We start from the raw sequence: 13,726 nt of genomic DNA, 5'->3' as shown, positions 1-13,726 counted from the left end.
GTAGCTGTCGGGCTACCCCCGACAAAGCATCCACGAAGAGTGCAGCGATTAATTAAGTCATCGACTTTGCAGCCGCCCTCTCCCCAGCCCTCTCCCGCAAGCGGGAGAGGGGGCTTTCATAGCGAGCTAAATAATTACTGAATTCCATAAAATTCAATGGGTATATCGATAAATATGTCATTTACTGCATATATTTAAAGCGCTGTTAAAAAATACAACGGGTAGCTTACGTTGGTCGCAGCGAAGCCCGGCAATCGCTGCCACTCAACGTGCGCCTCAGCCGACAACCCCGAACACCGCTTCCCATAGCCGTTTCACGGCATCGGCCCGGCTGGCGACTTCTTCCGGCTCCACTCGTGCGCGGTCGCTGCCTTGCAGGCGGATGTTGTGCTGCATCTTGCGGAAGTCGCGGTAGGCGCTGGCGACGGCTTCCGCCAGCGCCGGGTCGATCAGCCCCAGCGCGCCGCAGGTTTTGAGCAGTGCGATGTTGCCGAAATTGGCGGTCAGCTGCGGGTGTTCGGCCGCGTGTTGCAGCACCAGGAACTGGACGATGAATTCGATGTCGATCATGCCGCCGGCATCGTGCTTGAGGTCGAACAGTGCGCTGCGGTTGGGATGGGCGGCGCGCAGCTTGGTGCGCATCTGCAGGATGTCTTGCTTGAGCTGGGCTTCGGCTCTGATTTGCCGCAGCACGTTTTCGCGCACCGCTTCGAAGCGGGCGCCGATGCCGGTGTCGCCGGCGCAGAAGCGGGCGCGGGTCAGCGCCTGGTGCTCCCAGACCCAGGCCGATTCGCTCTGGTAGCGTTCGAACGAGGCGACCGACGACACCAGCAGGCCGCTGCCGCCGTCCGGGCGCAGCGCGATGTCGATGTCGAACAGGATGCCGGACGAGGTGTGGGACGTCATCCAGGTGATGAAGCGCTGCGCCAGCTTGGCGTACAGCGCGGGCGCCTCCTGATCGTCGTCGTCGTAGAGGAAGATGACGTCGAGGTCGGACGCGTAGCCGAGTTCCTTGCCGCCCAGCTTGCCGTAGGCGATGACCGCGAATTTCGGGGTCTCGAGGTGGCGTTTCGGAATGGTTTTCCAGACCGCGCGGATGGTGGCGGCGACCATGATGTCGGCCAGTTGCGACAAGTGATCGGCCAGATGCTCCATGCTGAGATTGCCTTCCAGGTCCAGCACCAGCAGCCGGAACAGTTGCGCATGGTGCATGTCGCGCAGGATGTTCATCTGCAGTTCGGTGTCGGGCTCGCCGCCTAGGGTGGCGGCTTCCAGCTGCTGCTGCAGTTCGACGCTGAAATTGGCCCACGCCGGCGCCGTGCGCACTGCGTTTTGATCGAGCAGTTCGTCCAGCAGGATCGGGTGGCGGGTCAGGTATTTTGCCGCCCAGTCGCTGGCCTGCATCATGCGGATCACGCGTTCCAGCGCCGGCGGGTATTCGGTCAGCAGCGACAGGTAGGCGGAGCGGCGGGCGATCGCTTCCAGCAGGTCGAGCAGGCGCGAGAGGGTAGCCAGCTGGTCTTTTTTGGCTTGTGCAATGAACGGCAGCGCGGTATTGATAAGAGCCAGGAATCGCTTGCGGCTGTCCAGCGGCAGCGCTTGCAGGCGCGAAGACTTTCCGGTTTCGAGCAGGCGCTGCGCTGCCGTCGGGGCGTCGTCGAAGCCGATTGCGGCCAGCTGGGTTTCGATCGCTTCGGCCTTTTCGGCATCCGGCAGGTTGGCGAACATCTGCAAGTCGATGGGCGGCGATCCGGCAGGCGCGCCCGCCGCGTCCTGAGTGTCGTCCTTTTCGCTGAAAATCGCATCGAACCGGGCCGCGACCAGCTGGCGCTGCGCGTCCAGCGCCTGCAGCAGCGAGGGCACGTCGGCCATGCCCATCATGTTGGCTACCGTTAGCTGGTCGGCCGGGTTGGCTGGCAGGGTGTGGGTCTGGGCGTCCTCGATGTATTGCAGCCGGTGTTCCAGATTGCGCAAGAATTCGTTGGCATGCAGCAGCTGCGCCACGCATTGCTGGCTCAGGATGCCTTTTTCGGCCAGTGTCCTGAGCACATTGCGGGTCGAGCGGTCGCGCAATGCCGGGTCGCGCCCGCCGCGGATCAGCTGGAATACCTGCGCGATGAATTCGATTTCGCGAATGCCGCCGCGCCCCAGCTTGACGTTGTTGCTGCGCTCCGGGTGGCGGGTTTCCTGGCGGATGACTTCGGCGCGGATCTGGCTGTGCATGTTGCGGATCGCGTCGATCGCGCCGAAGTCGAGGTAGCGGCGATACACGAACGGGCGGATGATGCTATCCAGTAATGCGATGTCGGCTGGACGCCCGGTCAGCGCGCGCGCCTTGACCCAGGCGTAGCGTTCCCATTCGCGGCCCTGGACGATGAAATATTCCTCCACCATGTTGAAGCTGGCGGCCAGCGGGCCGGATTTGCCGTTCGGCCGCAGCGCCATATCGACCCGGAAAGTGAAGCCGTCTTCCTCGATTTCCGCGATCGCATGAATCAGTTTCTTGCCCAGCCGGACAAAGAATTCGTGGTTCGAGAGCTGGCGCTGCTCCGCCGCGCTGGTGCGGGTTTCGCCGTCCTCCGCATAGACGAAGATGAGGTCGATGTCGGACGAGACGTTGAGTTCGAAGCCGCCCAGTTTGCCCATGCCGAGCACGATCAACTCCTGCTCGGCGCCGGAATCCTCGCCTATCGGGACGCCATGCAGCGCGACCATTTCGGCCATCAGCGCTGCCAGATGGGTTTGCACCGCGAAATCGGCGAACGCGCTGATGGTGCCGACCACTTCGTTCATGTCGGCCGCACCGCTCAGGTCGCGCTCGATCAGGATGGCGATCACCAGATTGCGCAGGCGGCGCATCGCGCGCGACAGCGGCAGGCCGGCGGATGTTTCATTTTGTAACGCACGCACAAAGCTGCTTCGGTTTAACGGCAATTGGGCGATACTGGCGACCAGGGCCGGGCGCTCCTGGGCGGCATTCTGCCAGCGCGCATAGAATCGGGACGCTGCGGCACTACTTAATAATGATGTGGTCATAAGAAGTTAAAGTAATTTAAGCGGTTCGCCGATCATCATCGGCACCAGATAATCCTGATCGGGGTCGGACAAGTGGCCGTTTTTGGCTATCATGCAACCCTGAACATTTTACGCCGAGTCTTTTGTATAACCGTTAATGAGCATAGATCAATCATCCCCTCCCGGCCTGCGTACGCGCTTGTCCCGGCGTTGGTGGGCAGCGCGTCTGGCCTATGCCAAATTCAATGCGCTGACGCATCATGCGCTGCGCTGGCTGGTGCGGCTGCTGGTGCTGGCGTATTTCATTTTTTGCGGTCTGTTTCTGACCCTGCGCTATGCGGTGTTGCCGAATATCGACAATTACAAGGGCGCCATCGAGCGCCTGAGCAGCCAGATGGTCGGCCGGCCGGTCACGATCGCCCGCATCTACGCATCCTGGAACGGCTTGCAGCCGTACCTGTCGCTCAACGACGTGGTGCTGCTGGACCAAGACGGCCGGCAGGCGTTGTCGCTGCCCAGCATTGCCGCCACTTTTTCCTGGTGGTCGGTGGCGGCGGGCGGGGTGCGGCTGGCTCTGCTGGAAATCAATCGCCCCGATCTGGATATCCGGCGCGCCGCCGATGGCACCCTGTTTGTTGGCGGGATTTTTATCGATACCAGCAAAAGCACCGATAACCGCGTTGCCAACTGGCTGCTGGCGCAGCGCGAAATCGTGGTGCGCCAGGGGCGGCTGCGTTGGAACGATCAGCAGCGCGGTGCGCCGGAACTGATCCTGGCAAATCTGAATTTCAGATTGCGCAATCAGGCCCGGCACCACCAGTTCGGATTGCAGGCGGTGCCGCCGGCGGCGCTGGCGGCACCGATCGATGTGCGTGCCGATTTTGTCCACCCGCATTTTTCGCGCAATATTTCAGATGTGATGCGCTGGAAGGGCGGGTTGTTCGCCTACTTGCCGAATGCGGATATGGCGGCCTGGCGCGCGTATGCAGATTACCCTGTCGAGATCATGCAGGGAGCAGGTTCGGTGCGGGCCTGGCTCAATTTCAATCAGGCCAGAGTTGCCGACTTCACCGCCGACCTGAGACTGTCGAATGTGTCGGCGCGTTTGCGCAAGGATTTGCAGCCTTTGAATCTGGCCCAGGTCAGCGGCCGCATCTTTGCGCGCGAAGAGTTTGACCCTGCGGCGGTCAATGGCCACCTGGTGCCGGGTGCGCGCGGCCACACGTTTTCGGTATCCGGTTTTTCGCTGACTACCGAGGATGGCTTGCACATGCCGCCGACTTCCATCAGCGAATCGTATCTGCCGGGCAAAAACGGCAAGCCGGACCAGACCAGCGTCAAGGCGCAGCGGATGGATTTGCAGGCGGTGGCCAATTTCGCCGAGCGGCTGCCTCTGACGCCGGCGCAACTGCAGATGCTGGCCGATTTCGCGCCGCGCGGCGAACTGCGGGATTTTTCCGCCGAATGGCAGGGCACTTACCCTGAAATCGCCGCGTATGCGGTGAAGGGGAAATTCGCCGGCTTGTCGCTGGCAGCGCAGCCGGCGCGTGAGGCTAAAGCAAAAAACGCGACTGCGCCGGCGCAGGCTGCGGTGCCGGCGATTCCGGGTTTTGAAAATCTGACCGGCCAGATCAATGCCAGCGACAAGGGCGGCAGTTTTTCGCTCGACGCCAACCGGCTGCGGCTGACCTTGCCGGGTTATTTCATGGAACCCGTAGTGGCGATCGATGCATTGAAAATGCAGGCCGGCTGGAGTTTTCCCGCCAAGGATCAGTTACTGTTTCGGATCGATAAAATGGATCTGGTGCAGGACGGCATGGTGGCCTCGCTGTCGGGCACGCATCTGATGCCGCTGACGCCGCAATCCGGCAAACCGCTGGGCGAGATTGACTTGACCGGCCAAGCGTCGGGGGCGGACGTGAAAAAAGTCGGCCGCTATCTGCCGCCGCAAACGCCGCCGCATTTGCGCAACTGGCTGGTCGGTGCGCTGCAGGGCGGCCGCGCCGATGAGGTCACGCTCCGGCTGAAAGGCGATCTGGCGCAGATGCCGTTCCGGGTTCAGCCCACCGGCGGCAAGGCCGCAGCGCCGCCGGCCGGCATCTTTCGCATAGCCGGCAAGATCCGGGACGGCCGGTTGAATTTCGATCCCGGATTTTTCGGCAAGGATGGCAAATCGCCGCTGTGGCCGGAGCTCGAGCAGATCCAGGGCAGCTTTGTGTTCGAGAATACCCGGATGGAAATTCGCGGCGATGCGGCCAAGACCCATGGCGCGGACCTGTCGAACGTCAAGGTAGTAATTGCCGACCTGCTGTCGCACGACAGCGTACTGGAAATCGATGGCAATGCGGCCGGCGCGCTGCAAAACTATTTTGATTATGTCAACAACAGCCCGGTAGCCGGCTGGATCGATGATTTCACCGCCGAATCCAAAGGTGGCGGCAGCGCCAAGCTGGCGCTGAAGCTGCGCTTGCCGCTGGAGCGGCTGCCGGAGTCGAAAGTCAACGGCACGCTGCAGCTGAACAATAATGATGTCTCGCTGCAGGAAGCGATACCGAACCTGTCGGCAGCCAAAGGCAAGCTGGAATTCAATGAAAAAGGCCTTAACCTGAACGGCATCAGCGCCAACCTGCTGGGCGGGCCGGCGGTGGCATCCGGCGGCACCCAAGCCGATGGCAGTATCCGCATCAGGATCGATGGCAGCGTTTCGGCGCCCGGCCTGCGCAAAGCGTATCCGATCCCGGCAGTCCAGAGCCTGACCCAACGCATCAATGGCGGCACCCGCTACAGCAGCACTGTCACGGTCGTAAATCATCAGCTGGAGTTGCTGGTCGAATCCGGCCTGCAAGGGCTGGCGCTGAGTTTTCCGGCGCCCTTGCAAAAGGCTGCGAACGCCATTCTGCCGTTCAAGCTGCAGCTTGGCACGCTGCCGTCGGATGACCCTTTATTGTTGCGCGACCAGATCAGGGTCTCGCTGGGCAGTGCGTTCGGCGCCCATTACCTGCGGCAGAAAACAGTGGAAAAAAACGCCCGGTGGCGTGTTGCGCGCGGTGGCATCGGCGTCAATGTGCCGCCACCCTTGCCCGATAGCGGGCTGGCTGCCAATGTTGAACTGCAATCCCTGAACCTGGACGAATGGCAGCGCGTAAGCAATGAGATTGGCGCCGCCGACGGTAATGCCGCTATGCCTGCTCAATCGGGCGACGCGCTCAGTATCAGTCAGTACGTCGAGCCTGAAAGCATGGCCGCCCATGCCAAAACCCTGTTCGTGATGGGCAAACGGCTTGACAATGTGGTGGTTGGCGCCTCGCGTCAGAAGAATACCTGGCAGGCCAATATCGACTCGACCCAGGCGTCCGGTTACCTGACCTGGGATTCGACTGCCGGCACCATGGGTCGGGTGAGCGCGCGGCTGGCGACGCTGACCATTCCGCAATCGGATGCCTCCGATGTCGAAAACCTGTTTGATGACAAGAATACGCCGACACAAATCCCCAGCCTGAATATCGTAGCCGAGAATTTCGAGCTTTTTAACAGGAAACTGGGACGGCTCGAGGTGGTGGCCAACAACGTCAAAAGCCAAGGGGTGCGTGAATGGCGCATCAACCGACTGAAGATTGTCAATGAAGATGCCGGCATGACTGCTGCCGGCAAATGGATCATCCGGGACGGCCAGAGCAAGACGGATATGACGTATGCGCTGGATGTGGTGGATGCCGGCAAGCTGCTGCGGCGCTTCGGCTATCCCGATGTCTTGCGCGGCGGCAAGGGTAAGCTCGATGGCGACATCAACTGGACCGGCCTGCCGTTTGCGCTGGATATTCCCAGCTTGAGCGGCCAGATTCATCTGGATATGGCGAACGGCCAATTCCTGAAGGTCGATCCGGGCGCGGCAAAGCTGCTGGGCGTACTCAGCATGCAGTCGCTGCCGCGCCGGCTGACGCTGGATTTTCGCGATATTTTTTCCGAAGGGTTTTCGTTTGACGGCGTCACCGCCAGCGCCGCCATCGAGCGCGGCGTGGCCAGAACCGATAACTTCAAGATGCGCAGCGTCAGTGCGGCGGTGCTGATCGACGGCAGCGCCGATATCGCCCGGGAGTCGCAAAACCTGCATGTCGCGGTGATCCCGGAAATCAACGCCGGCGCTGCCTCGGTGGTGTACGCACTGGCGGTCAATCCGGTCATCGGGCTGGGCACCTTCTTGGCGCAACTGTTCTTGCGCGAACCGCTGGCGCGGGCGTTTACCTACGAATACCAGATCAGCGGTCCTTGGAAGGACCCGGTCGTCACAAAAATCGAGAATAAGGCAAAGACCAGCGTCGGCGCCCCCAACAAATGAGGCATAAGCAAATGACAGCAAGCACTTCTCCAATCCGCATCGCTGCGGTGCAAATGATTTCGACCCCGCAGCCAGCGGAAAACATCGCTAGCGCGCGGCGTCTGGTGGAGCAGGCCGCACAGCAGGGCGCGCAACTGGTGCTGCTGCCCGAGTACTGGTCGATCATGGGGCTGCAGGATGCGGACAAGCTGGCCCACTCGGAACCGGCCGGCAGCGGCCCACTGCAGGAAGCGATGGCCGACATGGCGCGCCGGCACCGCATCTGGCTGGTCGGCGGCACGCTGCCGATGATCGCGCCCGAGGCCGGCAAGGTGATGAACACGACGCTGGTATTTGATCCGCAGGGTAACTGCGTGTGTCATTACGACAAAATTCATCTGTTCGGCTTCACCAAAGGCGATGAGTCGTATGACGAGTCGCGCACCATCGTGCCAGGCCATGAAGTTGCGACCTTCGCCGCGCCGTTCGGCCGGGTCGGCTTGTCGGTCTGCTACGACCTGCGCTTTCCGGAGCTGTACCGCGCGATGGGGGAGTGCGCGCTGATCGTGGTGCCGGCGGCGTTCACCTACACCACCGGCCGCGCCCACTGGGAAATCCTGCTGCGCGCGCGGGCGATCGAAAACCAGTGCTACGTGCTGGCCGCAGCGCAGGGCGGCGTGCATGCTAACGGCCGCCGCACCTGGGGCCACAGCATGATGATCGACCCGTGGGGCGAGATCAAGGCGGTGCTGGCCGAAGGCGAGGGCGTGGTGATCGGCGAATTCGATCCGCAAAATCTGGCCCAGGTGCGCGAAAACCTGCCGGCACTGCGCCACCGCAAGCTCGTTGCGCCGGTTTTGTAGGATTTTTATGAAAATATTATACATGGCGCTGTATTTTTAATTGTCGCTTATAATATATGCTAAAAATACCGTGTTTTTATGCATACCCCATGTAATATGCATGACGTATGATGACCTCCGGGCGAGCCGCTGGTTGGCGTTTGCCGCCGATGCGATTCGCGGCGACCCGGTGCTGCCAGATGCTCTACAATCGCCCCATCTCCCAAACCAACAATACTTGCGCGCCTGGCGCGATTGCGACCGATTATGAAACCGTTTGAACCGAATCTCGGCAGCCTTGCCATCGCCCGCGACATCCTGCTCACGCCGTTCGGCCTGGATGAATCCAGGCTGATCAAGACGTTGAGCGAAATGTTTACCCACAAGGTCGATTACGCCGACCTGTATTTCCAGTTCACCAAGAGCGAGGGCTGGAGCCTGGAAGAAGGCATCGTCAAGACCGGCAGCTTCTCGATCGACCAGGGCGTCGGCGTGCGCGCGGTAGCGGGCGACAAGACTGCCTTTGCTTACTCGGACGAGATTTCCGAACGGGCGTTGCTGGAAGCGGCAGCGGCCACCCGCACCATCGCCCGCCGCGGCGCCGGCAAGGTCAAGGTGGCAGCCTCGATGCAGCAGGTCGGCGGGCGGGCGCTGTATCTGCCGAACGATCCGCTGGCGTCGCTCGACGCTACCGAAAAGGTCAAATTGCTGGAGCGGGTGGAGCGCATGGCGCGCGCCAAGGACCCGCGCGTGGTGCAGGTGATGGCCGGCCTGGCCGGCGAATACGATGTGGTGCTGGTGGTGCGCAGCGACGGCGTGCTGGCGGCCGACATCCGCCCGTTGGTGCGGGTTTCCGTGACCGTGATCGCCGAACAGAACGGTCGCCGCGAGATGGGCTCCAGCGGCGGCGGCGGACGCTACAGTTATGGCTACTTCAGCGACGAGATCCTGGAGCAATATGCTGCCGATGCAGTCAAGGCGGCGCTGGTGAATCTGGATGCGCGTCCGGCGCCGGCCGGCCCGATGACCGTGGTGCTGGCGCCGGGCTGGCCCGGTATTTTGTTGCACGAAGCGATCGGCCACGGCCTGGAAGGCGATTTCAACCGCAAGGGTTCTAGCGCGTTTTCCGGCCGCATCGGCGAACGGGTCGCGGCCAGGGGCGTGACCGTGGTCGACGACGGCACCATCGCCGACCGGCGCGGCTCGCTCAATATCGATGACGAAGGCAATCCGAGCCAGTGCACCACGCTGATCAAGGACGGCGTCCTGAAAGGCTATCTGCAGGACACCATGAACGCCCGCCTGATGAAAATGCCGGTGACCGGTAACGCCCGGCGCGAATCGTTCGCCCATCTGCCGATGCCGCGCATGACCAACACCTACATGCTGGCAGGCGACAAGGACCCGGCGGAAATCCTGGCCTCGGTCAAGAACGGCTTGTTTGCGGTCAATTTCGGCGGCGGTCAGGTCGACATCACCAGCGGCAAGTTCGTCTTTTCCGCCAGCGAGGCCTACATGATCGAGAACGGCAAGATTACCTATCCGGTCAAGGGCGCAACCCTGATCGGCAACGGTCCTGACGTGCTGAACCGGGTCTCGATGATCGGCAACGACTTGCGGCTCGACCCCGGCGTCGGGGTCTGCGGCAAGGAAGGCCAGAGTGTGCCGGTCGGGGTCGGCCAGCCGACTTTGCGCATCGAGGAGCTGACGGTCGGCGGCACCGCCTGAGTCCGGGCTTGCCGAGAAAGCGCTTGCCAAGTCTCGAATAATCTTGTTATAGTGAATTTCGATTTGAACCATTCATGCCCGCACAGACCGAAACATGCGCTTCGCACATTCTTACTTTTACTTTTATTTTAGCTATTCCAGCCCAAGGCGGTGGAAAGGCGGAAGGTTCACGTAGAAGCAGCACGATAGGCGAGACCAAACCGAATTTCATAAAAACCGCCAGCGATGGCGGTTTTTTTATGTCTGCCCGATATTCATAACCTGGAGAAAACCATGCCACGCACCGACGACTTACGCATACGAGAAATGAAAGAGCTAACCCCGCCGTCCCACCTGATCCGCGAATTCGCTTGTTCCACCAAGGCTGCGACCACGGTGGCGCATGCGCGTGCCGCGCTGCACGGCATCTTGCACGGCCAGGACGACCGCCTCATGGTGGTGATCGGCCCGTGCTCGATTCACGACACCAAGGCTGCGCTGGAATATGCGCATCTGCTGGCCAAGGAGTGCGAACGCCTGAAAGGCGAACTGGTTATCATCATGCGCGTCTATTTCGAGAAGCCGCGCACCACCGTCGGCTGGAAAGGCTTGATCAACGACCCGTACATGGATAACAGTTTCCGTATCAACGACGGCTTGCGCATTGCGCGGGAATTATTGCTTAAAATCAATGAATTGGGTTTGCCGGCAGGCACCGAGTTTCTCGATGTTATCAGCCCCCAGTACATCGCCGACCTGATCAGCTGGGGCGCAATCGGCGCCCGCACCACCGAATCCCAGGTCCATCGCGAACTGGCTTCTGGCCTGTCGTGCCCGGTCGGTTTCAAGAATGGCACCGACGGCAACATCAAAATCGCAGTCGATGCCATCAAGGCAGCGTCGCAGCCGCACCACTTCCTGTCGGTCACCAAGGGCGGCCATTCCGCCATCGTCGCCACCGGCGGCAACGAGGATTGCCATGTCATCCTGCGCGGCGGCAAGACGCCGAATTACGACGCGGCCAGCGTGGACGCCGCCTGCAAGGGCATCGCAGCCAGCGGTTTGGCGCAACGCCTGATGATCGATGCGTCGCACGCCAATAGCTCGAAAAAGCCGGAAAATCAGATTCCGGTATGCGCCGATATCGCCAAGCAAGTTGCGGCGGGCGACCAGCGCATCGTCGGCGTCATGATCGAATCGCATCTGGTGGCCGGGCGTCAAGACCTGATCCCGGGCAAGGAGCTGACCTACGGCCAGTCGGTCACCGATGGCTGCATCAGTTGGGAGCAAAGCGTGCAAGTGCTAAATGGCCTGGCCGATGCGGTCAAGGCGCGTCGACTGAGCGAACAAGACGATTGAGTTACTGATGAAGGACATTCCTCTCGAGACTGAGGGGAATGTACTGAATATATGAAATAGTGGAGTATTCTGTATGCTCGCGCTATTTTGTGCTGTAAGCGCCATGTTTTTCTGCATACCCCGTATTTATAGAAATACGGACGGTGTCCTGGAGGTGCTTCAAAACCTTTTGGTCAGCGTCATGTGTTCGCCATCGCGGCGCATTTCCATCCGGTTCAGAAAAGACATGCCGAGCAGGGCGAACGGCAGGCCGGCCTGCTGCACTACCGCATCGACCTGATTCAGTTCGATGCTGCCGACTTTAACCGTATCGAGCTTGACCCGATACACCGGCACGCTGCCGTTGGCGGTGTTGACACGGCCGGGCTGGCCGGCTTTGTAATTGATGCCGAGTCGCTGCGCATCTGCTTCCGAGAAGGCAATCATGGTCGCGCCGGTATCGACCAGCATCTGGATGGCGCCGCCGTTGATTTGCCCTTGCACCATGAAATGCCCCTGGCCATTGGCTTGCAGCACCACGCTGGTCGGGCCGGTGGGCGCGGAGCGGTTGACGTGCTGGCCGATCGCAATCGTTTGTTTTTTGTCGTTGACGATCACGGTTGCGCTCGATTCGGTGGCCGTCAGCAGCTTGACGCCGGGCGTCACTATGCTGCCGACTGCAAAGGTTTTCGGCGTGCCGCCGTCAACCACCAGCACCGCCTTGCCCGGAAACAAGCCGACCACAGCGATATCGGCGGCATGCGAGGCGCTAGCCAGCAAAGCCAATGGCAGGAAGAGAATTGGCAGGCGCATGGCGATTTTTAGTCGCGGAAGTTGTTGAATTCCAGCGGCAAGTCCGACACGTCCTTGCGCAGCATCGCCATCGCGGCCTGCAAATCATCGCGCTTGGCGCCGGTAATGCGCACCGCATCGCCCTGAATGCTGGCCTGCACTTTCATTTTGCTATCCTTGATCAGGCGCACGATTTTTTTGGCAGCATCGGACTCGATGCCATTCTTGATCTTGATGACCTGCTTGACCTTGTCGCCGCCGATTTTCTCAATCTTGCCGTCATCCAGAAAACGTACATCGACGTTGCGCTTGACCAGTTTGTTGATCATCACGTCGCGCACCTGGCTGAGCTGAAATTCCGAGTCGGCGTAGGCGGTCAGATCCCTGTCCTTTTGCTCGAGGCGGGCGTCGCTGCCCTTGAAGTCGAAGCGAGTGGTGATTTCCTTGTTGGCTTGGTCGATAGCATTCTTTACTTCAACCATATTGGCTTCAGATACAACATCAAACGATGGCATGATTGTTCCTTTAATGTGTGACCGGACAGCATGCGATCGGAATTATGATTCTGCATCGCGCTGTAGTGAATGGCGCATTTTAGCGGACAGGAAAATAAGTTGCCATATCCGCTTTTTACTATAATCGCTCCGCTATGACTATCAGCCCCTCTATCCAATACCATTTTTCATTGCGGCATCACAACACCTTTGGCGTGGATGCGCAAGCTTATGCTTATGTCGAAGTCGCATCGTCAGCGGTACTGGCCTCGATTCGCAGCGACAATATTTTATCGGCATTGCCGCGACTGGTGCTTGGCGGTGGCAGCAATATTGTGCTGACGCAGGATTTTCCCGGCTTGGTCATGCACATGGGCATCAAAGGCATTGAAATCGTTGCCGAAAACGATGAGTTCACCTTTGTGCGCGCCGCCGCCGGCGAGAATTGGCATCAACTTGTGCTGTGGACGCTGGACCATGCGCTGGGCGGGCTGGAAAACCTTTCGTTGATTCCCGGCAGCGTCGGTGCCGCACCGATTCAAAATATCGGCGCGTATGGAGTGGAAGCCAGGGATTATATTCACGGATTGCGCGTTTACGATTTTGACAGCGGCGAAATTATTATGCTAAACAACGCCGATTGCCGCTTCGGCTACCGGGACAGCATATTCAAGCAGGATTTGCGGAGCCGCTGCATCGTGTTGGATGTGACCTTTGCATTGCCTAAGAGATGGCAAGCCAATGTCGGCTACGCGGATGTGGCGCGCAAGCTGACGGAAAGCGGAGTGGTCGCTCCCTGCGCCCGGGATGTAAGCGAGGCGGTGATCGCGATTCGTACCGCCAAGTTGCCGGACCCTGCCGTCATCGGCAACGCCGGCAGCTTTTTTAAAAACCCGATAGTGACAACCCGGCAGCGCGATGCATTGCTGGACCGATTTCCCGGTCTGGTAAGTTACCGGCAGTCGGCATTCGAATACAAGCTTGCCGCCGGCTGGCTGATCGATCAATGCGGCTGGAAAGGTCGCAAGCTGGGTGCGGCCGGTGTGTATGAAAAACAGGCGCTGGTCCTGGTGAACCGGGGCGATGCCACCGGTGCCGACATCGTGCAACTGGCCGATGCGATACAGAAGGATGTGCTGGAGCGTTTCGGCGTACAACTGGAGCCGGAACCAGTATATGTTTAGCTTCAAAGATACTAAATGGCAGGGCATGTATTTTTTTCA

9 protein-coding genes are annotated in these 13,726 nt (G+C 60.2%); 6 read left to right on the top strand and 3 right to left on the bottom strand.

What is annotated here, in order from left to right; translation table 11 throughout:
• Positions 1-276: 276 nt before the first annotated feature.
• Positions 277-3,036: a bifunctional [glutamate--ammonia ligase]-adenylyl-L-tyrosine phosphorylase/[glutamate--ammonia-ligase] adenylyltransferase gene (glnE, locus tag HMCN_RS0114585; RefSeq protein ID WP_025918073.1), complete on the bottom strand. Its 2,760-nt coding sequence runs from the start codon at positions 3,034-3,036 to the stop codon at positions 277-279.
• A 136-nt stretch (positions 3,037-3,172) separates the two neighbouring features.
• On the opposite strand from glnE, the gene HMCN_RS0114575 reads away from it, so the two are divergent.
• The 5 genes from HMCN_RS0114575 (at position 3,173) to aroG (ending at position 11,238) form a co-directional block, all read left to right on the top strand.
• Positions 3,173-7,351 (top strand): YhdP family protein, encoded by a 4,179-nt coding sequence (locus HMCN_RS0114575; RefSeq protein ID WP_025918072.1) that lies wholly within the window; start codon positions 3,173-3,175, stop codon positions 7,349-7,351.
• An 11-nt stretch (positions 7,352-7,362) separates the two neighbouring features.
• Entirely contained in the window at positions 7,363-8,193 is an 831-nt protein-coding gene (locus HMCN_RS0114570; RefSeq protein ID WP_035627335.1) for a carbon-nitrogen hydrolase family protein, read from the top strand.
• A 246-nt stretch (positions 8,194-8,439) separates the two neighbouring features.
• Positions 8,440-9,900, top strand: a complete 1,461-nt coding sequence (gene tldD / locus HMCN_RS0114565) for a metalloprotease TldD (RefSeq protein ID WP_025918070.1) — start codon at positions 8,440-8,442, stop codon at positions 9,898-9,900.
• Between the two features lie 74 nt (positions 9,901-9,974).
• A complete protein-coding gene (locus HMCN_RS19440) occupies positions 9,975-10,160 on the top strand; it encodes a hypothetical protein (RefSeq protein ID WP_155837586.1) in 186 nt (61 codons plus the stop codon).
• A 13-nt stretch (positions 10,161-10,173) separates the two neighbouring features.
• Complete coding sequence (aroG, locus tag HMCN_RS0114560) at positions 10,174-11,238, top strand: 3-deoxy-7-phosphoheptulonate synthase AroG (protein ID WP_025918069.1); 1,065 nt, start codon at positions 10,174-10,176, stop codon at positions 11,236-11,238.
• Between the two features lie 159 nt (positions 11,239-11,397).
• Here aroG and HMCN_RS0114555 read toward each other — a convergent pair whose 3' ends face one another.
• Complete coding sequence (locus HMCN_RS0114555; RefSeq protein WP_025918068.1) at positions 11,398-12,030, bottom strand: TIGR02281 family clan AA aspartic protease; 633 nt, start codon at positions 12,028-12,030, stop codon at positions 11,398-11,400.
• An 8-nt stretch (positions 12,031-12,038) separates the two neighbouring features.
• Positions 12,039-12,524 (bottom strand): YajQ family cyclic di-GMP-binding protein, encoded by a 486-nt coding sequence (locus tag HMCN_RS0114550; protein ID WP_025918067.1) that lies wholly within the window; start codon positions 12,522-12,524, stop codon positions 12,039-12,041.
• A 134-nt stretch (positions 12,525-12,658) separates the two neighbouring features.
• On the opposite strand from HMCN_RS0114550, the gene murB reads away from it, so the two are divergent.
• Positions 12,659-13,687 (top strand): UDP-N-acetylmuramate dehydrogenase, encoded by a 1,029-nt coding sequence (murB, locus tag HMCN_RS0114545; protein ID WP_025918066.1) that lies wholly within the window; start codon positions 12,659-12,661, stop codon positions 13,685-13,687.
• Positions 13,688-13,726: the final 39 nt, after the last annotated feature.

This window comes from Herminiimonas sp. CN, assembly GCF_000622895.1.
Taxonomy (GTDB): domain Bacteria; phylum Pseudomonadota; class Gammaproteobacteria; order Burkholderiales; family Burkholderiaceae_D; genus AVCC01.
The sequence above is the reverse complement of the archived record's forward strand: the minus strand, read 5'-3'. Positions and strand labels throughout refer to the sequence as shown.